Here is a 19,377-nt window from a genome sequence, read left to right as displayed (position 1 = left end):
GGTTTAGAAAGGCTACCAACATTAGGTCACTCGAAGGCGTTTATATCGATCGGAGGCTTGACTTAGATTAGAGGGAAAGAACCAGCGCTTTAGGTATTAGCTAAAGCGCGAGTTTCCCTAGGAAGAGAAAAAATAACGGCTCTTACAGTTCATGCATAATCACTTGTTGCTCAATCATTGCAGTGACAATATCAGTCGACTCAAACCCACTGAGAGATAGCTGAGGAGCTAAATCTTCAACTAAGATCGTTTGCTCTTCAGCACCAACACCGTGAGGGTGAATGGTAAGCGTTATGTCATCTCCGTTGATGTTTGCATCAAGATGTTCAAGCAAGGTATCCATATTGACATTGTCCATGCGTAACTCAGGCAGAACGTCTCTCAAATCGATCTGGTCTCCTTCGTCTAGGTGGAAATCAGTAATCGTGTCAGTGACGCCATCATCGATCTCATGCCAAACGAAAGTATCCATTCCTGTACCGCCAGTTAGAACATCGTAACCTAGCCCACCAACTAATATATCATCACCTTCACCGCCCAATAGTGTGTCATTACCTGCGCCACCTTCGAGAGTATCGTTACCCGAACCTCCTTCTAAGCGGTCGTCACCACTTCCTCCAGTCAGTGTACTATTTTCACCGTCCGCCAATATCTGTTGATCGTCTGTTTCAGCAGACATATCGATAACAGACGCATCGGATACGACATTGAGCTGAATATCGATAGATTGAGAGAAAGCTTCATCGTTATTTGATTCTGTCGAAACGGCAAGAACGCTCAAAGTGTGCTCGCCAATAGGCGCGTTGTTCACTTGAAGTGAATCAATTGCATCTGCAGAAACCACCCATACACCGGACATGAAAGTAACGCTTCCTGCGTCACTGCTTAAACTAGCGTTAGATGGCAATCCCGATACTTCTAACGTCAATATTTCTCGGCTGTCCGTTAGCGCGGCAATAAGCCCTACTATCGCGATGCCGTTGTTACTTGCCGCTTGGCTAGTGGTAATGTTTCGAATGTAATTAACCGCTGGATCAACCGTTAACGTTGGCGTATCTGCCACTGGTATCACTGTTATATCGTAATGCACAGGATCAGTTTCTATCACAATACCCGATGGGTTCCCGCTGTCTTTCGCAACCACTTGAAGGTCAATATTACTGATTGAAACATCACTTGCATCTAAAAAGAGACCGTGAGGTGCGGTTGGTGTATCGATAAGTGCATTCAGATCTGCCAAAGTTCCGGTGAGAACAACGGTACCGCTACCATCACCCGCTACCACAACACCCGAGCCAACAGGCAGTGCAACCGACAATGTCCCAGCATTAATGCTTAGCGTTACAGTCATTAGATCGTCAGCGTATCCATCAACGTAATCTGGGTCACTGATGTTAATACCACTAATTAATTGAGCCGTGTCTTCACTCACCACGTGAGTCACACCTGTACCATCAATCACAGGCTCATCGTTTACCCCTTCAACAATGAAACTAACCTTTGCGCTATCTTGTAAAAAGTCATTCAAGCCATTGGTTTGTCCATCATCTTCGACGACATAACCAAGTTTTACACTACCATTGAATTCATCGGCAGCAGTAAACGTCCAGTAAGTGCCATCTGCGCTTTTCTCTAATTGACCTTGTCCTTCTTCAAGCGTTAGGTCGACAACACGAATAGTGTCTCCTTCCATATCATCTGTCGCATCAATCAAGTCTTTTGCGTAGATGATCATCTGCCCTTCTTCTAAAATCGTTCCGAAGTCGAGATTATTAGCTTGAGGCTGATCATTCACTTCCGTGACATTTATCTCAAAAGTCGCTTGATTAGTTGATGACGTCGTACTGTCACTTGGATCAATCACGCCATTATTTCCACCGTCATCAACGACAGCTGTAACGGTCACTGCACTTCCAGAGTTAATGTTGTTACTGTCAGCATCAGGTTTAAACGTGACCTTACCTGCGTTCAATGCAGCATTAATATCGCCAACACTGCCCGTCATCGTGAGTTTACCTTGAGCATCCAATGAGAACGTCACATCAGGGAATGCGGAAAATTCTAGCTCGCCTTGATCAACGCTCAGCGTTAGAGTGTAAATCGCGTCTGGATCATCATAGGTAGCATCAATATCCTCGATGCTGAATGAGTCAATGGCGATGTTGGTGTCTTCTTGGGTTTCCAAATCAGACACGTTCACGAATATCGGTTGGTCGTTTACCGGATCTATTGCCAAATCCACATCAAACTCAACAGGAGGACCAATGTATTCGTTGCCATCCGAGTCTTTATCGACCGACTGAACCGTTATGGTCAATGGATTGTCTATGCCCATCGCATTGCCCGAATCGCTGTTGTAATCTCCAGAGTTGAATATAATTTTGTCTAGGTTCTGAGCAAGAACATTCAGCGTCCAAGTGCCCGTTACTGAGTCGTAAGTTGCTGGTGTCACGCCGTCTGGGTAAAAGATCGTGGCATCATTAGGAACGTTAGTGACTTCGACTCTTAACACTTCTGCGCTGTTTTCAGAGTAAACACCATTGCCTGAAACCGTTGCTGATTTATCGATAACAGAAACTTTAATATCAATGTCGATATTCTGACCTTCTAAACCTGAAACAGCGTCAGTGGCATCAATATCGATGCTGTCAGCGACCGGTATCACATTGAGGACAAACTTTGGCAAATCAGCAACTTCTGTTGGAACACCTAATAATGACTCTTGAGTAAATACCGTAACGCCAAACTCAGCCGTTCCGCTGTAGTTCTTCGGTGGTAAAATAGAGATAGCACTCAAATCAACCGTAGCTCCAGCATCCGATGGGATTTGAACACTCCATACGCCATCTCCATTATTTTTAACCGTGTAGCCAGAATCAGCTGTTAGCAAGAAGCCGTCTGGAACATCCACAAACTTAAACGATACAAACTGCTCTGATCCATCTAAGTCAATCAATGAAAGGCTCACCGAGCCCGCTATGCCTAGCGATACTGATTCATCTTCGTTAGTGGTGATCTCTACGATTTGGTCGGTGCCGTCTGAAGAATTGGTATCGTTAGGGTCATCAATCGTACCCGTTACGGTAACGCCATCTAAAACTGGTGTTACTTCAAAACTGACACTGGTAGAGAAGTTATCGGAATGCTCAACCGTTTGATTAGGTGTGAACTCATCAAATGTCGCGGTATCGGTCACCGTTCCTGATACGTTGATTGTCACTTCATTTTGATCATCGTCACCTGGATAGTTCTCTTTCGCCCTAAATAGAATATTGTCGAGTGCACCTGCGCTAATTTGGCTGGCATCAAAGGTAAGCTCCGTACCTAAATTTTTACCGTCAGTATCATAAAATGCACCGATATCAGGGTTGGCCAACGTCAGTGTGACCGAAGAAAGAACTTCTTGCCCCCCTTCAATACCTGAGACTTTATCCGCCAATTCATGACCTAGGCTAAGCTGAATATAACTGTCTTCGTAGCCGATGCTGTCCGCTTGACCACTTCCATCGAGATCCATTGGGGTCATGCTGTCATCTAGCGAACCTATCACTTTAATAGAAATGGCTGGTTCATCACCGCCTACGTCAGCAATAGGATCTACTCGAACCACGACCGAGCTCTCCTCAGAGTTTTCATTTCCTGAAGTTATGTCTTTAGTGATAACGGTAATTGGTAATCTAAAGTCACCAGAGTAGTCGTTTGGAAGCTTCAATGTGAGTCCATCAAAAGGCTCGACTACGCCAGCATCAGAAATTGTCGTTTGGAAAACAAACTGTCCATTAACGAAATCTACTTCTGCGCCAGAGATAGATATTGGATAGCTTTTACCATCAATCATCACATAATCGTCTATAACAATCGTCACTTCATCGGCTGAAGTATCTGTATTGGTAAAACTGATAATGCTGTTGAGTTGAGCACCTAAATCAACAGATTGATCTTCGGTTGCATTGATTATGCTATCTGAAGTAACCGTTATCTCCGCCGCGACTTCATCTCCTCCGTCAATCGATTCAGGAAATGAGAGCGTTACCGAACCCGTTCGTTGCTGCTCTGGGGAATGCTCATTAGTGTCTTCCCCTTCATCAATCACGAGTGTTTCTATATTGAGTTTTATTGAGTTATAACTGTTTGAATCACCTGTAATGCCAGGAGTTAGATCAAGCCCTTGTGGCGCACTGATACTAAAAGCATCCTCATCGATAATGATCCAACGACCGTTACCTTCATAAGCTGCACCGTTAACAACGAGTTGGCTGATAATATCTAAACTAAGTTCACTACCATCGAGGTGGGTCAATTCAACGATAACGTCTTCTACCACTTCAACCGATGAAGAATCCGTTTCCTTGTACTGGATAACGTATTCACCATCCAACGAAAGATTGTCATTGTTAGTGGTAAAGCGAATTATACCTTTGTCATCTGCTGTAATAGCTCCGGCAGCATTGTCGGTATAATCTGTAGCTCCCGTTTCATTGGTCACAACGAGCTTATTGTCTGCATCTTGGTCTTCGACAATAGCTCGCACTGTCACATCAATGGTGCCAGTTATCGTTGCGGTAACACGACCGCCCTCACCAACAATGTCGTCACTGGTGTATTCGTGGTCGCGCTCTTCAATCTCAACCGTTGAGCTTAATGTGAAGTCTTTACTTGAATCGACTGGCGGTAAGATTTGAATGAAATCAGCTTTAAGGGCTGCTTGAGTAAATGCTTCTGGTGATAAACCATTGGGTTCAATAACAACAACCTGAGATTGACCGTCTAAGCTAACGTCTGTTGTAACTAAGATATTATCAACAAATACTTTCGCACCTAAAGGAATGCCTTCAAGCGTTATCGATGTGAAGTGTTCATCGCTGTCTATGTAATCTGAGCCTTCTGGGTGCCAATCAATATTGATCCGCTGATCTTCATTTCCAATAGAGCTGTTTGTGTAGTTATCCGAAGCATCAATAACAGGTGCGACATTGACCCGAACTTCTTGTTCAAAGGTATGAACATGACCATCATTTTCCGTCACAATAATGTTAGCGGTAATATGAATATTCTCTGTCGACGAGTCTATTGGTCGAATTATGATTCCTGAAGTGGTATTAAACCCCGTAACGTTCGCTTCGTAGATAGGCTGACCATTGCCATCGTAACCTACAAAGTTAAGATCAATCTGAGTCCCATCGCTGTCCTCAATAACGACACCTTCTGGGATATTAGATAGAAGAACAGTTATGGATTCAGAGTCATCAAGTGGTTTATCACCTCGCTCACCCGATATGACCGAGAAATCAAAAACAGCATAGTGATCACCACTCTGGCTCTCTTCTATGGTTGTCTCGACACCTTGAACGCCACCTTCAGTAAAACTACTCCAGTGTGAGCCGATCGTCTGTGCTACCGCTACATCAGCCACGCCAGAGACTTCAACATTCACCACTTTAGTTCCTAGCTCCTGCTCAGATACATGCACAGCCCCATCAGATAAAGCTGCGCTATCTTTGACTACACCCGTGACTTTAAAAGAGAAGTCTTCGTTACTGTGTTTTTCAGGCACAACATCAACGTTAGCTAGCTGATCGTATGGGATTTCGAAATAGGTTACTCCGTCAATTTCAACGGTTGTAATTTGGCTATCGCCACTACCAATCCATACAAATTCAGCGTTTTCAGTCACGTCTGAGATACGAACGAACAGCACCTCTGAACCATCACTGTCAACTGAAGGGTTCATGGTGATCACTTCATCTAGCGTAAACGGGTCATAATTTTCATCACTACCGTAATAATCTGGATTGGCGATATTGTCTTCATTTATCTGAATTCTGCTAACGCTAAAGCTGCCAGAATCAGCACTTGGTGTTACATCAATAACCAACTCTTGCGATTCTGAACGTGCTGTAGATTTGTCTACCGTTCCATCGTTATAGGCGTTTGAGCGCTCTTCGGTAACGGCAGTCGCTTCAAATCGAATTTGCCCAGAGAAGTTATCGATTGGATTCACTTCAATACGATTGATGTCACTCGCCGCAATAATGTAAACACCATTCACTGGCGTCAGAACATCGCCTTTGCGATCAAGTAGCTCAAACTGCCCTTCTCCTTGAGTCACTTTTAGCTCATAGGTGATGGTTTCCGCTCGGCTAGTGTCTTGCGATTCCGCTCTAAGCTGTAACCGAACATTACTGTCATCTTCGCCTGTCTCATAGTGGTAGGTGCTTCGGCTATCATTCCAATCCGCAATATCGGCAACACTCTCAATTTCGATTCTAAAGTTCGAATCAATGGTATGGTCCGCAACTCCGTTGTTATCAATCTCGAGCTGATAGTTAATTTTTACGCCGCCATTACCTGTTGAGTAGTTTTCATCGGGTACGAAGTAAAGATTATCGATGGTTGCGATGGTGTTGTTACCACTTTGGCTAAAGCTCTGCTGCAACACTGAATCATTGAAAACGATATTGCCAGTCACTGGGTCTGCGTCTAACTTATGGAACTCACCATTTTCTAGATAGTAGAAGTCGCCTCGATGATTGCCGCCTTTGATCGTCAAAGCGCCAATTGACTCGTTATTATCAGCGTCAAAGAGGTTTACTTGCAGTGATATTTGAGCAGGCGTATCCGACAAACCCGTCTGGTTATCTTGTATGTTCTCTGCGTCTGGTTCATCGCCTGATGCATAGTGAATGCTGGCATCTCGTCCAGAGTCTTCAAATGTCGTCACTTTCAATGAGATTGGGCGAGACTCTTTATCACTAATGGTGATTTCTAGTGGCGCTGTTGAAGTGTCTAAATCCCCATCGGTTGCGGTCACATCAATCGAAAAATTAATCTCATCACCATCATGCTCAAGGTAATTATTGGCTCGAAACTCTATCTCTCCGTTTGAATTAATTCGCAAAATACCAAGTTGTCTAGTTTCTGTGCCACCAGCGCCATCATCAGTTTGCTCATAAACGCGAACATTTTGTCGCCCGTCATTCAAATCAACAGAATCAAGATAAGTACCTCTTGGACCACCAAAAACAATGGTTGCTCCACTTTCCGTAGTCCCTTCAATTTGAGTTAACTTCGCGCTGTCTGCCCCTTCATCAGTGGCATTCTCAAACATCTCAATCTTGCTGTTCTTATAGCCTTGCCCTTCAATGCGAGAGATTGAATGCTCGGTTAGCAGCGGTACGTCATCTTTAACCGTTATTGGAAGACTTATTTGATTTGAAACATCACCATCAAAGTCTGTGGCCACAATAGTAAAATCTAGCTGTAAGGTGTCTTCGCTATCTACAACACCGTGATCCAAAGAGCCTAACAGCTCAAATTGGTAACTGTTGTCGCTCGTATCAAATGTGATAGTGAAAACAGGTGTGCCTGATTCAGTTTGTGCGGTATAGGTAAAGCTATTGCCTGATGCAGATGTGCTTTCAACGAGCGCCCCCCACTCAAGAGATTCACCGCCACTGGTAAGCCCTACTAATATTGAATTGGCATCAACGAGTTCGTACTCTACAACTCCGTCTGCTCCTTCCTCGATGACAAACAACCCTGATACCTGTGTGTCGTTGCTTTGATCAGAGCCAACACCAGTAAGATCATCCTCATCAACCAAGTTTTCCCCAGTTGTGCTAGAAATAAAAGGCTTATCATCAATGACTTCTATTGGCAGAGAGAAACCTTTAGAAACATCACCATCGGCATCGATAGCGACAACATCAAAAGGAATGGAAAGTGTATCCACATCGCCTAAGTGATCAATGGCCTCAAGCAGAGTAAATGTATAAGAGCCATTGTCAGTTAACACTAAGGTAAAGACAGTGACGCCATTAGCCATACCTTGATAACTGGTACTGTTGGCATCGCCTGTCACTTTTTCGATGGTGATGCTTTCACCACCCGAGAACAACCCACTCGCTGTATCAGCTAAGTTTTGTAACTCATAAGAAACTACGCTATCCGCCCCTTCTGTGGTAACAAATGAGCCAGTGACTTGAGGATTGCTACCAGACAGCGCATCTTCATCAACACTGAATGTACTTGTGTTTGCCGTATCAACAATGGTTGGAATATCATCAGTAACGGTAACGGTTAACGACTTCATAGCCGAGTCGTCACCGTCGGTATCAACCGCATATAAGGGCAGTTTGAACGCAAGCTCGTTATTTTGTAAACCTTCAGGATGATCAATCGCTTCAATTAGGGTAAAGGTATAATTACCTCTATCAGAGCTGTTGGCATCTGCGTAATTATTAAACGCAATGGTGAAGACCTGAGCCTCTTGCCCTTGTGCATCCTTAGTGAAACCAACATATTGACCAGAGTCGGCCGGCTCTTCTTTTAACTCAACGACCAAACCGTTTGAGGTTAACGACCCGTCAGCATTAAACTCGTCACTGGCAATTCTAAAGTGGCTAACATCATCACTGCCTTGTGTGTAAGTAATAGACGCGGTCACGCTCGCGCTTGTAACGTTTGGTGAAGATCCATCATCAAGATTTGCTTCTGACAGCTCAACGCTTGGTATTGCATTGATTTCAGGATTATCACCATCTTTTATGGTCAGCGTCACCTTAGACGTCACAACATCTTTGTCACCATCACTAGAGGTGATGACAATAGACTTAACAATGTCTCCTTTCGAGTGGTCGAGATCTCGATTAGGCTCAAAGCGCACCTCACCAGCTAGAGTGACGTAAAGTGTTCCTTCAGGGAAATCAAACGCTTGCTCACTTGCTATCGATTGCTCAAGCGTAATGACATCTCCACCATCAACGGTGAATTGAGTGATTGTCGCGCTATCTGCACTTTGTGTAGGCAGTATATTTATCGTGTCTGTCGTTGGTGTTCCGCTGCTTAGATCTAATGCACTTGGTTCTGTGATCGTTAAGCTGCCATCTTTCATCACTTGTACATCATCGGTGATGCTGACCGTCAACGGTTTCACAATTGAATCATCACCATCAGTATCCACCGCGTAAACCGGTAGGTCGAAGGCGAGCTGGTTATTGTCGAGGCCATTGGGGTGATCGATCGCTTCGATTAATGTAAAGGTATAGTTGCCTTTATCACTGCTATTATCGTCAGCGTAATTATTGAAAACGATGGTGAATACTTGAGTCTTCTGCCCTTGAGCACCGGTGGTAAAGCCGACATATTGCCCAGACTCACTAGGCTCTTCGATTAGCTTAATCGTTAATCCATTTGAAGTGAGTGAAGTACTAGCATTGAACGCCTCAGTGTCAATTCTAAAGACGCTTACATCATCACTACCTTGCGTATAGGCAATGGACGCTGTAGTACTAACACTAGCAACATTAGGTGAAGAGCCATCAACAAGACTTGCTTCTGATAGATCAACACTCGGAAGGATATTAATTTCAGGATTTTCACCGTCTTCAATGGTTAGCGTCACTGTTGAAGTCGCCACATCTTTATCACCATCAGCTGAAGTGACAACGATGGATTTGACGATATCACCATTCGAATGATTTAAGTCTCGATTAGGCTCAAAACGCATCTCACCGTTTAATGTGACGTAAAGTGTGCCCTCATCAAAATCAAACGATTGTTCACCTAGTATTGTTTGGTCAAGCGTGATTGGGTTACCACCATCAAAGGTGAACTGGGTGATTGTCGCACCATCAGCACTTTGAGTCGGCAGTACGGTGACCATATCGGTTGTTGGCATGCCATTGTTTAAGTCTGATTCACTAGGCTCGGTGATCGTAAAGCTACCATCTTGCATCACTTGTACATCATCTTTGATGTTGACCAACAGCTGATCTACCTGTGAATCATCATCGTCAGTGTCAACCGCATAGACAGGCAGTTCAAAAGCTACATTGTTATTTTGTAATCCATCTGCATGATCGAGTGCCTCGATCAATGTGAAGGTGTAGTTGCCTTTGTCACTACTGTTAACATTCGTATGGTTATTGAAAACAATAGTGAAAATTGGGGTCTCTTTCCCTTGTGAATCTGTTGTAAAACCAAGGTATTTACCGGAATCTTTGGGCTCTTCTCTTAACTCTACAGCTGAGCCATTGGAGGTTAGTGCACCATTCGTATTGAACTCATCACTAGCAATTCTAAAGTGACTAACATCGTCACTACCCTGTGTGTAAGTGATTGATTGTGTGCAGCTTAGGCTGGCATTACTAGGTAAAGAGCCATCATCAAGACTTGCTTCTGATAAATCAACGCTCGGTACGAGGTTAATTTCTGGGTTTTCACCATCTTCGATAGTCAGTGTAATTGTCGAGCTAACCACATCTTCATCGCCATCACTTGAAGTGACAACGATAGACTTAACAATATTGCCTTTGGAATGGTCTAAGTCTCGGTTCGGTTCGAAACGCATTTCACCAGCTAAGGTCAGGTATAAAGTACCTTCATCAACATCAAACGCTTGCTCTCCCACTACCGATTGATCAAGCATGAATGGGTCACTGCCATCAAAAGTAAATTGGGTGATGGTTGCACCGTCTGCGCTTTGCGCTGGCATTAGGTTAATAGTCTCAGTGCTTGGCGTGCTACTGTTAACATCATCCAAGCTTGGCTCATTGATGGTAAGACCGCCGTCTTGCATCCCTTGAAAATCATCAGTAATGCTAACTGACAGCTGTTTCACTTCTGAATCATCACCGTCAGTGTCTACCGCATAAACAGGTAGTTCGAAGGTTAATTCGTTATTTTGTAAGCCATCAGCATGATCGAACGCCTCAATCAAAGTAAAGGTGTAGTTGCCTTTGTCACTACTGTTAATATTTGCATAGTTATTGAAAACAATAGTGAAAACTTGGGTCTCTTGCCCCAATGCATTCTTAGTAAAACCAACGTATTGACCCGAATCGCTAGGCTCTTCTTTTAACTCGACGGTCAAACCATTTGAGGTTAGAGATCCATCAGTATTAAACTCGTCACTGGCAACTCTAAAGTAGCTAACGTCATCGCTGCCTTCAGAATATATGATTGACTGTGTGCTGCTTAAGTTGGCGCTACTAGGTACAGAACCATCTTCAAGATTGACTTCAGATAGGCTGACACTTGGTACAACATTGATCTCAGGATTTTTGCCGTCGGTAATTTTAATATCAACGTTTGCTGTGTCCTCGTCACCATCCGCATCTTTTGCCGTAAACACAAACTGCTTAGCAATAGTTTCATTACTAGAGTGGTCAATATCACGAACCACAACGAACTCAAATTCACCATTTAGCGAGACAGAGAGCGTCCCTTCTGCAAAGGTAAAAATTTGCAATGCGCCATCAGCAGCACTTTGATCTAATTCATACGTCTCATCAGAGTAAGTAAAAGATTGAATCGTTGCAGTATCAGCCCCCTCAACGTTGAACAAACTATGAGATACCGACGTTTCGCCGTCTAACGTTGGCTCAGTAACGGTGAAGCTATTGTCCACCAGTTCAAGAACATCATCTTGAACATTCACTTGTATCATTGCCGCTTGAGCGTCAGCCTCTCCTTGAGAAAGGCTAGAACGGTCACCATCGGCATCAACAGCATAAACCGGCAGGTTAATGATCGTAGACGCATCCTCAGCACCAAGATGATCAAGCTGCTCAAGTAAGGTGAATTCATAGCCCCCTAAAGCCGGGGAGTCGATTTTCACTTCAAAAACCGTAACACGAGCACCGTTTATTTGGGCGTAACCTTCATAAGTGCGAATGCCATTTTCGTTGCTGACCAATTCAAGCTGAACGGGTTGCCCTTGCGATAACAGAGCACTGTCGCTGTTAAATTCGGTAGGTTCTAATTCAAAGTGATCGATAGTGTCGCTGCCTGCATCAACTGAGATTTGACCATTTCCTGAAACTATTGCTGCCCCTTCGTTAGAGCCACCAGTAACCCCTGACTCATCAAGATTGATTGAAGAGACATCAGTAATCACAGGATTGTTGCCGTCATCAATCGTAATCGCTGCGTCGATTGGAACAATCAGAGCATTACCCGCGGAATCAGCGCCTTGTATCTCAAATGAGATCGTAATTTGATCATCAACTATTGAAACCTGTCCGCCGCCAACAGATGACACATGGTCGATAGGTTGAGTTATCGTCGTCGTAAGTTCAAGCGTGACATTGCTTCCTAATAAAACAGCGTCAATGTCTATTCGAAGGACTTCGCCTTCACCGTTTGTTCCGACAATCGCATTTTCAGCTTCATCATAAACAAATTCGACGGCTTCACCGGATGAGGTGATATCTGAGTTAAGTTCCGTAAGTAGTAACTCTAGTGATACGGCTGAAGGTGAAAATGAACCGGGGTCTAAAGCAAGATCACTAGATTCAACAGTTATTGAGGTTGTAGTCGATTGAGGGTAAGAATTAAGTGATAAAGACCCTTCTTGGACTGATTGACTAATGCTTTCACCACCAGTTGGAAGAGCAGTCGTTCTTCTTTCATCATCAGCCGTCGCTATTTCATCACGAACAATCGCAGAGGTTTCAAAGAACGTACTCGCAAGGACTTGAGCGCCGTTATATTCAATGGTCACAAAGCCTGCGTTAGCTGAACCACCAACACCACCCGCAGCGGTTGCTTCTAATAATTCCGTTGGATCGGCGCCTGCTAGAATAGCTTCTTGAATGGCTGCGAGATCTTCTTCACTAATATCCGTATTCTCAAGTTGCTCTAGATTGAAGTTCACTTCACCCGCTACAGGCGCCACACCCCAACCACCGTCAGCGTCCCCACACGCTATACAGTTAGCATTCAAGTTAAGCTGTGAGTCAGCATCAATCATTGTAATCGTTGAGTTATACCCAGTGATTACAATATGGTCTTTAGTAATGATCTCGCCGACTTCCGCCTTTTTCGCGCTTCCATCAACCCAGACAACAACAACGTCACCCGACACTTCTTTTACGACTACATTGTGACGAATTACATCGACATCCATAAAAACCCCAAGCGCGCCAAAATGGCATCAAAACAAATGTAACAAGATATTTCTTATATCAGTAAGGATATCAATAATTGCGAGGGACGTCATGTTTATGGCAGCGTCAAAATGACGCTAGAAACAAATGAATATTTCTAATGTGTCAACATTAGCTTACAGAATTGAAAGCGTGATTATCAATCCTATAAAAGCGACTCAAATAAAGAGAAATTGTCTACGAAATAGTGAGGATTTGACGCGCGCTTATTCGCTCAATGCAGCAGTGAAACTCAGAGGAAAGGAAGTAAGCTTCAAGAGGTGAAACTTACTATTTGAATTGATTACTCGTTAAAAAAGGATATGTATCAGCGATTAGAATCTTCTCGACCAAGTACCCCAATACGCGACACCAATAATATCAATTTCATCTTCAGTAATCGTATGAAGCGGGCTTTGAGTCGTATCTTCACCATACCAAACATGAATACTATCAGACACTTTTACTAAGGTGAAAAAGTCTGGGGTTGGGTTATTTCCAATACGAGCGAGAACGATATCATCATTGACCCACTCTCTATCTCTAGCGATTAATGCCGCGCAATCCCATTGTTTCGCAATCGGGCCTTGAACATGGTAGACAACAGCAAAACAGTTCTCATACTTTTTATGTACAGGCATCGTGCCAAAAACTGGCGCTTCACCGGTATCAAAGAAAGTGTTCAGATCACTACGACGATAAATATTCACCGTCACCGCATCTGAACTACTCAAACTATTGATAGTCTCTAGACTCGTGTGTTTATCACCTATGCCAAAGCATAGCCAATGTGCCTCTACTCCTAGGTACTTCGCAATATCCTCTAACTCTTCTAGGCTTGGATAGGTTCTATTGTCAGAACTTGAAAGGTAGCGTCCAATTGTCGCCTTCCCTTTTCCAATTCCAGTTGCAAGTGAGGCGTTATTTTCACCACGCTCTTTTAGCAATGAGATGATTCTATCTTGATAGTTTTCTTGCATTTATGGCATCCCTTTAGCAAATAGGATTTATGAGTAAATCAAAAATGAAACTAAGTGCAAGATAAACTCTTTTATTGCTACGTTCAAGATTCGATTAGCACTCAATGCCATTCTAGTTCAAATAACTGGCCTATTTATGTGAGATGACTCTTTTCACCCTATAGGCCAATAGAATTAGAAGTAATAGAACATATTGACCCACCCTTTTGTATCGGTTTTGTTTTGAAAATGACTAATGTCATATTTGAAACCAACACTGGTATTACTAGAGGTCATATAACCACCGCCCAACTCAAGCTCGGTTATCCATTTTTTACTGTCACCAATGTAGTTTGCTTTCGGATTCGCATATAACCAATGACCAGAATCGAACGCGTACATTGCGTACAATGCAGGTTGAGCAACCCAAGTATCAGCTTTGGTTTTCAAGCCACTATTTTGAGTCTGGTTGTAGAGTTTACCGACTCCAAACATAGGGAATAACTGAATGTTGTCAGAAACAATGAACCGCTGCATCACCCCTGCTAACACACCATTGGTGTTCGAGTTTTTGGAGTTATCACCCATAACATCAACAGACCAACCAAACCCACTGTCGTCATCAGTATTGAAATAGCGTATGCGATGAGTAAGACCTTTATTTGAGTTAGAACCAAGCTCAACCACCGCGATATGTTTACCGCCACCGTAGATACCAGACACTGACCAAGCATCATTCGTACCTTGTACGCCGACACCTTTGAACGAGGCCATTGGATCGCCATAGTTAACTTGCTTTTCTTGTAATGTGTCTTCCCCTTCAGAGTCTATTTCATCTGGATAATAGATCGCCCCTAACATATCTTCATTTTCGGTATCCGCAACGATAACAACTTCACCCGTCTCTTCATCGAGATAGGCAGCGTGTGTGTAAGCAGACATACATACACCCGTTGCTAGGGCAATAAGAGAGAGTGCTGCAATCATTTTTGCTGCTTTAACTTGCATTGTTTTTTCCTGAAATAAGCCTGTGATAACAAGCCTTGGTAGATTGAAACTGGTTAGTCACCTAAAAGGCATCAGCTTTGATTCCACAATCTTGCTTTACCTTATCAATAAATCATAAATGACCAACGCCAACCATAAATATATCAAATAAAAACCAATCAATCCAGATATTAGCATCACAAATGAACCACGCACACTTTGTTAGAAACAAAAACAATGATAAAAACCAAAATTAGAATCACAATTGAAATCACAATCAGTCATCTGCTACACTCAAATTCAATTATGAATTTCATGGTGAAGTAATGAACAATAATATCGCAGCAATAGAGAAGAGAGCGCTGCTTATCGGTGTCATAGCGAACTTAATTATGGCTATTTCTGGATGGGTGGCGTTTAACCTTTCAGGCTCTGAGGCATTACTGCTCGATGGGAATATGTCCTTTATCTTATTCATTACCGCAATTGTTGCGTTAAAGATTGCCAAAATAAAATCGATGAAATCAGATGCGTTCCCTTTTGGTTTATACGTTACCGAAGCTCTGTACACCTTTATGAAAGGATTATTGCTTTTAGGAGTCGTTATTTCAGCCATCGTAACGAATAGTTCGAAAGTACTGAGTTACTTACAAGGAAACGAAATAGCGCTAATTAAAACGGGAATCATTGCTTATTACGCTATTGCTATGGTGATAATTTGCGGTGGGTTAGCACTGTTTTATCGGTCTCAAAACAAGAAGATTAACAACACCAGTTCAATGTTAAAGGTCGATCAGAAAGCCTCATTTATAGACGGTGTTCTTTCTGCATCGACAGGGGCTATTCTCATAGCTATCGGATTTATTGATCCAGCAGGCGCTATTGGCTTCTTACTTTATATAGGTGATTCTTTACTGGTTATCATCTTGGCAACGTTAATGGTCGGTCAACCGATAAAAATCATTAAAGAAGCCTTTGTTGAATTAGCAGGAGGCACGCTTAGAGATGAACATGGCTATAAAGATATTAAAGAGAAAGTTCATGTTTACTTAGATGTCGAAGAGCAAAAAATATCATCACTGCATATCTCAAAAACCGGATCGAGTTACTTGGTGGTTGTAGGCATGGATCATTCTCGATTAAGTGATACTGCCGCTAAATCATTACTTGAACGCAAGCAGACACTGACAAAAGAGCTACAGATTTCTTATCCTATTATAGATATTGAAATGGTGATTGCTTAAGAAATCACTTAAGAAGCGAGCAGTCTCTCTGCTCGTTTACTTATTACCACACCCTCCACGACCGTCTTTTAAACAGCTTAAATACTCTCATTAATCGCCTGTTACCTATCCTTTTTTTAGCCCTATTCGAGTAGGGCTGCTCTCAATAGTTATCAATTTAAAAACCACCCTAGCTCATTTGCATCATTTATGAACGCACCACTGATGTCACGAAGACTTAATTTTCATTTATTAACTCATAACACCTAAAAACCTCATAATTGAATCGCAAATGTACAAAAACCTTTCAATTGTGACTTTATTGATGTAGAGTGCTAATTGTTGAATCAATTGTGATTAAAAAAAGACAGGAGGCATCAATAATGAAAAAGACTCTACTAGCACTAGCACTATCGGCTCTTACTTTTAACATCAGCGCAGCTGAACTCCATAAGCCTGATGCAGCATTCATCAATGACGTTTCTTCAGTCGGCCTTTCATTACCGAACTGGGATTATGGCAAATCAACTAAGCTCACACTAAAGAATGCTTATCGTTTTACACACAACATTGAAATGTCTAAAGGCGAGTTTGTTCATGATCTTGGCAACGCGAGTGGGTTTGACTTAGATAGTGTTAGCGCACATGACTTCGACGGTGAACTACCAATGTCCGTGATATTGCGTGATCGTTTAAATCAAGAGTCATTAGTGATCCTTAAAGATGGTCAGTTGGTAGATGAATACTATTGGAATGGTATGAATAAGGATGCGACACATCTGCAGCGCTCTATTACAAAGTCGTTCACAGCTCTAACGCTTGCTGTACTCGCTGAGCAAGGCAAGGTAGATATGAATGCGCCTATCACGCAATACGTCCCAGAGCTAAAAGCTTCTCCTGCATTTTCTAAGGCTACTGTTCAAGAAGTTGCGGACATGCGTTCTGGTATTAAAGCAACAGAAGCAGAAAGCTGGGACTTAATGGGCTCCGTACAAGAGTGGAATGGTCCAGATACACTTGGCAGGTTTGGATCCATTGTTGATTACGGCGCAACAGTACCGGCACGTGATGATGTTCAATCTGGTGAAGAGTATGAGTACCTATGTGTGAATACTGAAATGCTAGGCATGGTGATCACTCGAGTAACCGGTCAGCCAGTAGCACAGGTAATGGAAGACGTTTTATGGAAAAAAGCAGGATTCGAACATAACGCTCATTTTATGTCTAACTCTAAAGGTGAAGCCGTGGCATCGGCTGGCTTGAATGCAACCGGACGAGATGTTGCTGTGATGATGGACATTCTTGTCAACGACGGTAAAAACCGAAACGGTGAGCAAGTTATTCCACAGCAGTTTATAAACAACTTACTTGAAGGCAATGACGACGTTCGCAATGCCTGGGCTCTTGGTAAAGAGAGTAAGTCGATTAAAGACGGTTGGTATAAAGACCAAATTCGTACTTTCAATCATGCGGGTCACACCTATTTAGCGTTTGTTGGAATTAATGGTCAAGTAACAGTCGGTGAACCTGCTACGGGTATTGTTCTACATATGAATGGAGCACAAGACGAAACCAAGGGCGATAGAGCCGTTGCGATTACTTTTCTAGATGTAATCCCTACTCTACTTAGCGCAGTTTCAACCAAGCAATAGAGTTAACCGAGCACTTAAAAACAACCTTCCCCAATCAATAACCTTAACCTTGTGTAAGGGGTATTTATCAACATGAAATACCCTTTTGCACATTTACTCACGGGCTACAATTATGAAAAAAACACTTCTGGCAACTGCGTTGTCTATTTTGGCTTTTGGCGCTAACGCAATTGAACTGCATAAACCTGATTACGATTTTATAAATTCTGCTACTAAGTTTGGCGTTACTCAAGCGAATTGGGACAACGGTAAAGCTGCCAAACTAACCATGAAGCACGCTTACAAGTTCACCTCTAATGTAGAGATGTCTAAAGGGCCATTTACTCATTATATTGGCAAGGCATCTGGGTTTGATCTCAACAGTGTTAGTGCTATTGATGCAGATGGGGAGCACCCAATGTCTATCATCTTACGTGATCGATTAAATCAAGAGTCGTTGGTTATTCTTAAACACGGCCAGTTAGTTGATGAGTACTATTGGTCAGGGATGCACAAAGACCAAACGCACCTACAAATGTCGGTGACCAAATCATTTACCGCGATGACACTGGCTACATTAGTTGATGAAGGTAAGGTGGATATGAGTTCGCCCATCACTGACTACCTTCCAGAATTAAAGACCTCGCCTTCTTATTCCAAAGCGACAGTACAGGAGGTGGCCGACATGCGTTCGGGAATCAAAATCAACTTTTCTGAAGGTAAGCTTTGGGACGATCGCATGACCAATGTTCAAGAATGGAATGGTGTAAATGAATACCCAGAACTGAAATCCGTTCTCGATTTTGGTTCATTGGTAGATGCTCGCACTGATGTGAAGCCTGGCCAAGCGTATGACTACCAATGTGTAAATACAGAAATGCTTGGGATGATTGTGGCACGGGTGACTGGCAAGTCCCTTGCAGAGGCGATGGAAGAACGGCTTTGGAAGAAAGTCGGTTTTGAAAACAACGCGTATTTTCAATCGAACTCAAAGGGTGAAGCGGTTGGCTCTGGAGGCTTAAACGCAACGACTCGCGATATCGCAATAATGATGGATGTTCTCATTAATGACGGAAAAAACCGAAACGGAGAACAGATCATTCCTCAACGTTTCATAAATGAGTTATTACAAGGAAATAATGACGTTCGAAACGCTTGGGCTCAAGGCAAGGAAAGCAAACTTGCTGAAGATGCGTGGTACAAAGATCAGATACGCACGTTCCACATTCAAGGCCATACATTCTTAGCGTTTGTTGGGATTCACGGCCAAGTTACCATTGGCGAGCCGTCTACAGGTATTGTGCTCGCAATGAATGGCGCTCAAGACGAAATGGAATCACACAGAACCGTAGCAATCACGTTCTTAGACGTACTCCCTAGCCTATTGGACGCTGTCGCGAGCTACAATCACTAATAACCCACACACTACTTATTGGAGCATTATAGGCATCAACAGTCTCTAATGACTTGATTAATTCGCCCCGCAAACATCAATAATGAAACCACAGGCCTTAAGACTCTATTCTTAAGGCCTTTTTTATAAAAAATTTAAACTTTTTTTAATCTTTAATGAAAATAACACTTCACAAATGATCTCGTCGTGTATATAGTCCACATCCAGAATCAAAAATGAAACACGAAAGACATG

The 19,377-nt window shown here is 42.9% G+C and carries 6 protein-coding genes; 3 read left to right on the top strand and 3 right to left on the bottom strand.

All coding sequences use genetic code 11. The features are described 5' to 3' along the window. Positions 1-142: 142 nt before the first annotated feature. From L4D20_RS11860 to L4D20_RS11850, 3 genes are all read right to left on the bottom strand, one after another. Entirely contained in the window at positions 143-12,910 is a 12,768-nt protein-coding gene (locus tag L4D20_RS11860) for a retention module-containing protein (RefSeq protein WP_428801800.1), read from the bottom strand. Positions 12,911-13,264: 354 nt separating this feature from the next. Beyond that, entirely contained in the window at positions 13,265-13,909 is a 645-nt protein-coding gene (locus tag L4D20_RS11855) for a helix-turn-helix domain-containing protein (protein WP_428801799.1), read from the bottom strand. Between the two features lie 174 nt (positions 13,910-14,083). Next, positions 14,084-14,896 carry a hypothetical protein gene (locus tag L4D20_RS11850; RefSeq protein WP_428801798.1) on the bottom strand — a complete coding sequence of 271 codons (813 nt, stop codon included), beginning with the start codon at positions 14,894-14,896 and terminating at the stop codon, positions 14,084-14,086. Positions 14,897-15,201: 305 nt separating this feature from the next. Between L4D20_RS11850 and L4D20_RS11845 the strand changes: the two genes are divergently transcribed. The 3 genes from L4D20_RS11845 to L4D20_RS11835 all read left to right on the top strand — a co-directional run bounded on the left by L4D20_RS11845 (position 15,202) and on the right by L4D20_RS11835 (position 19,143). Next, positions 15,202-16,119, top strand: a complete 918-nt coding sequence (locus L4D20_RS11845; protein ID WP_428801797.1) for a cation efflux transmembrane domain-containing protein — start codon at positions 15,202-15,204, stop codon at positions 16,117-16,119. A gap of 362 nt (positions 16,120-16,481) precedes the next feature. Beyond that, positions 16,482-17,750, top strand: a complete 1,269-nt coding sequence (locus L4D20_RS11840) for a serine hydrolase domain-containing protein (protein WP_428801796.1) — start codon at positions 16,482-16,484, stop codon at positions 17,748-17,750. Positions 17,751-17,862: 112 nt separating this feature from the next. Continuing rightward, a complete protein-coding gene (locus tag L4D20_RS11835) occupies positions 17,863-19,143 on the top strand; it encodes a serine hydrolase domain-containing protein (protein WP_428801795.1) in 1,281 nt (426 codons plus the stop codon). Positions 19,144-19,377: the final 234 nt, after the last annotated feature.

It is taken from the genome of Vibrio kyushuensis (genome assembly GCF_050337325.1).
Classification (GTDB): Bacteria; Pseudomonadota; Gammaproteobacteria; order Enterobacterales; family Vibrionaceae; genus Vibrio; species Vibrio kyushuensis.
This window is presented reverse-complemented; position numbering and strand designations above follow the sequence as displayed.

Excerpts from the sequence above, each read along its gene's own strand:
- L4D20_RS11835 (WP_428801795.1), top strand. The coding sequence starts at position 17,863 with ATGAAAAAAACACTTCTGGCAACTGCGTTGTCTATTTTGGCTTTTGGC.
- L4D20_RS11855 (WP_428801799.1), bottom strand. The coding sequence starts at position 13,909 with ATGCAAGAAAACTATCAAGATAGAATCATCTCATTGCTAAAAGAGCGT.
- L4D20_RS11860 (WP_428801800.1), bottom strand. The coding sequence starts at position 12,910 with ATGGATGTCGATGTAATTCGTCACAATGTAGTCGTAAAAGAAGTGTCG.
- L4D20_RS11845 (WP_428801797.1), top strand. The coding sequence starts at position 15,202 with ATGAACAATAATATCGCAGCAATAGAGAAGAGAGCGCTGCTTATCGGT.
- L4D20_RS11840 (WP_428801796.1), top strand. The coding sequence starts at position 16,482 with ATGAAAAAGACTCTACTAGCACTAGCACTATCGGCTCTTACTTTTAAC.
- L4D20_RS11850 (WP_428801798.1), bottom strand. The coding sequence starts at position 14,896 with ATGCAAGTTAAAGCAGCAAAAATGATTGCAGCACTCTCTCTTATTGCC.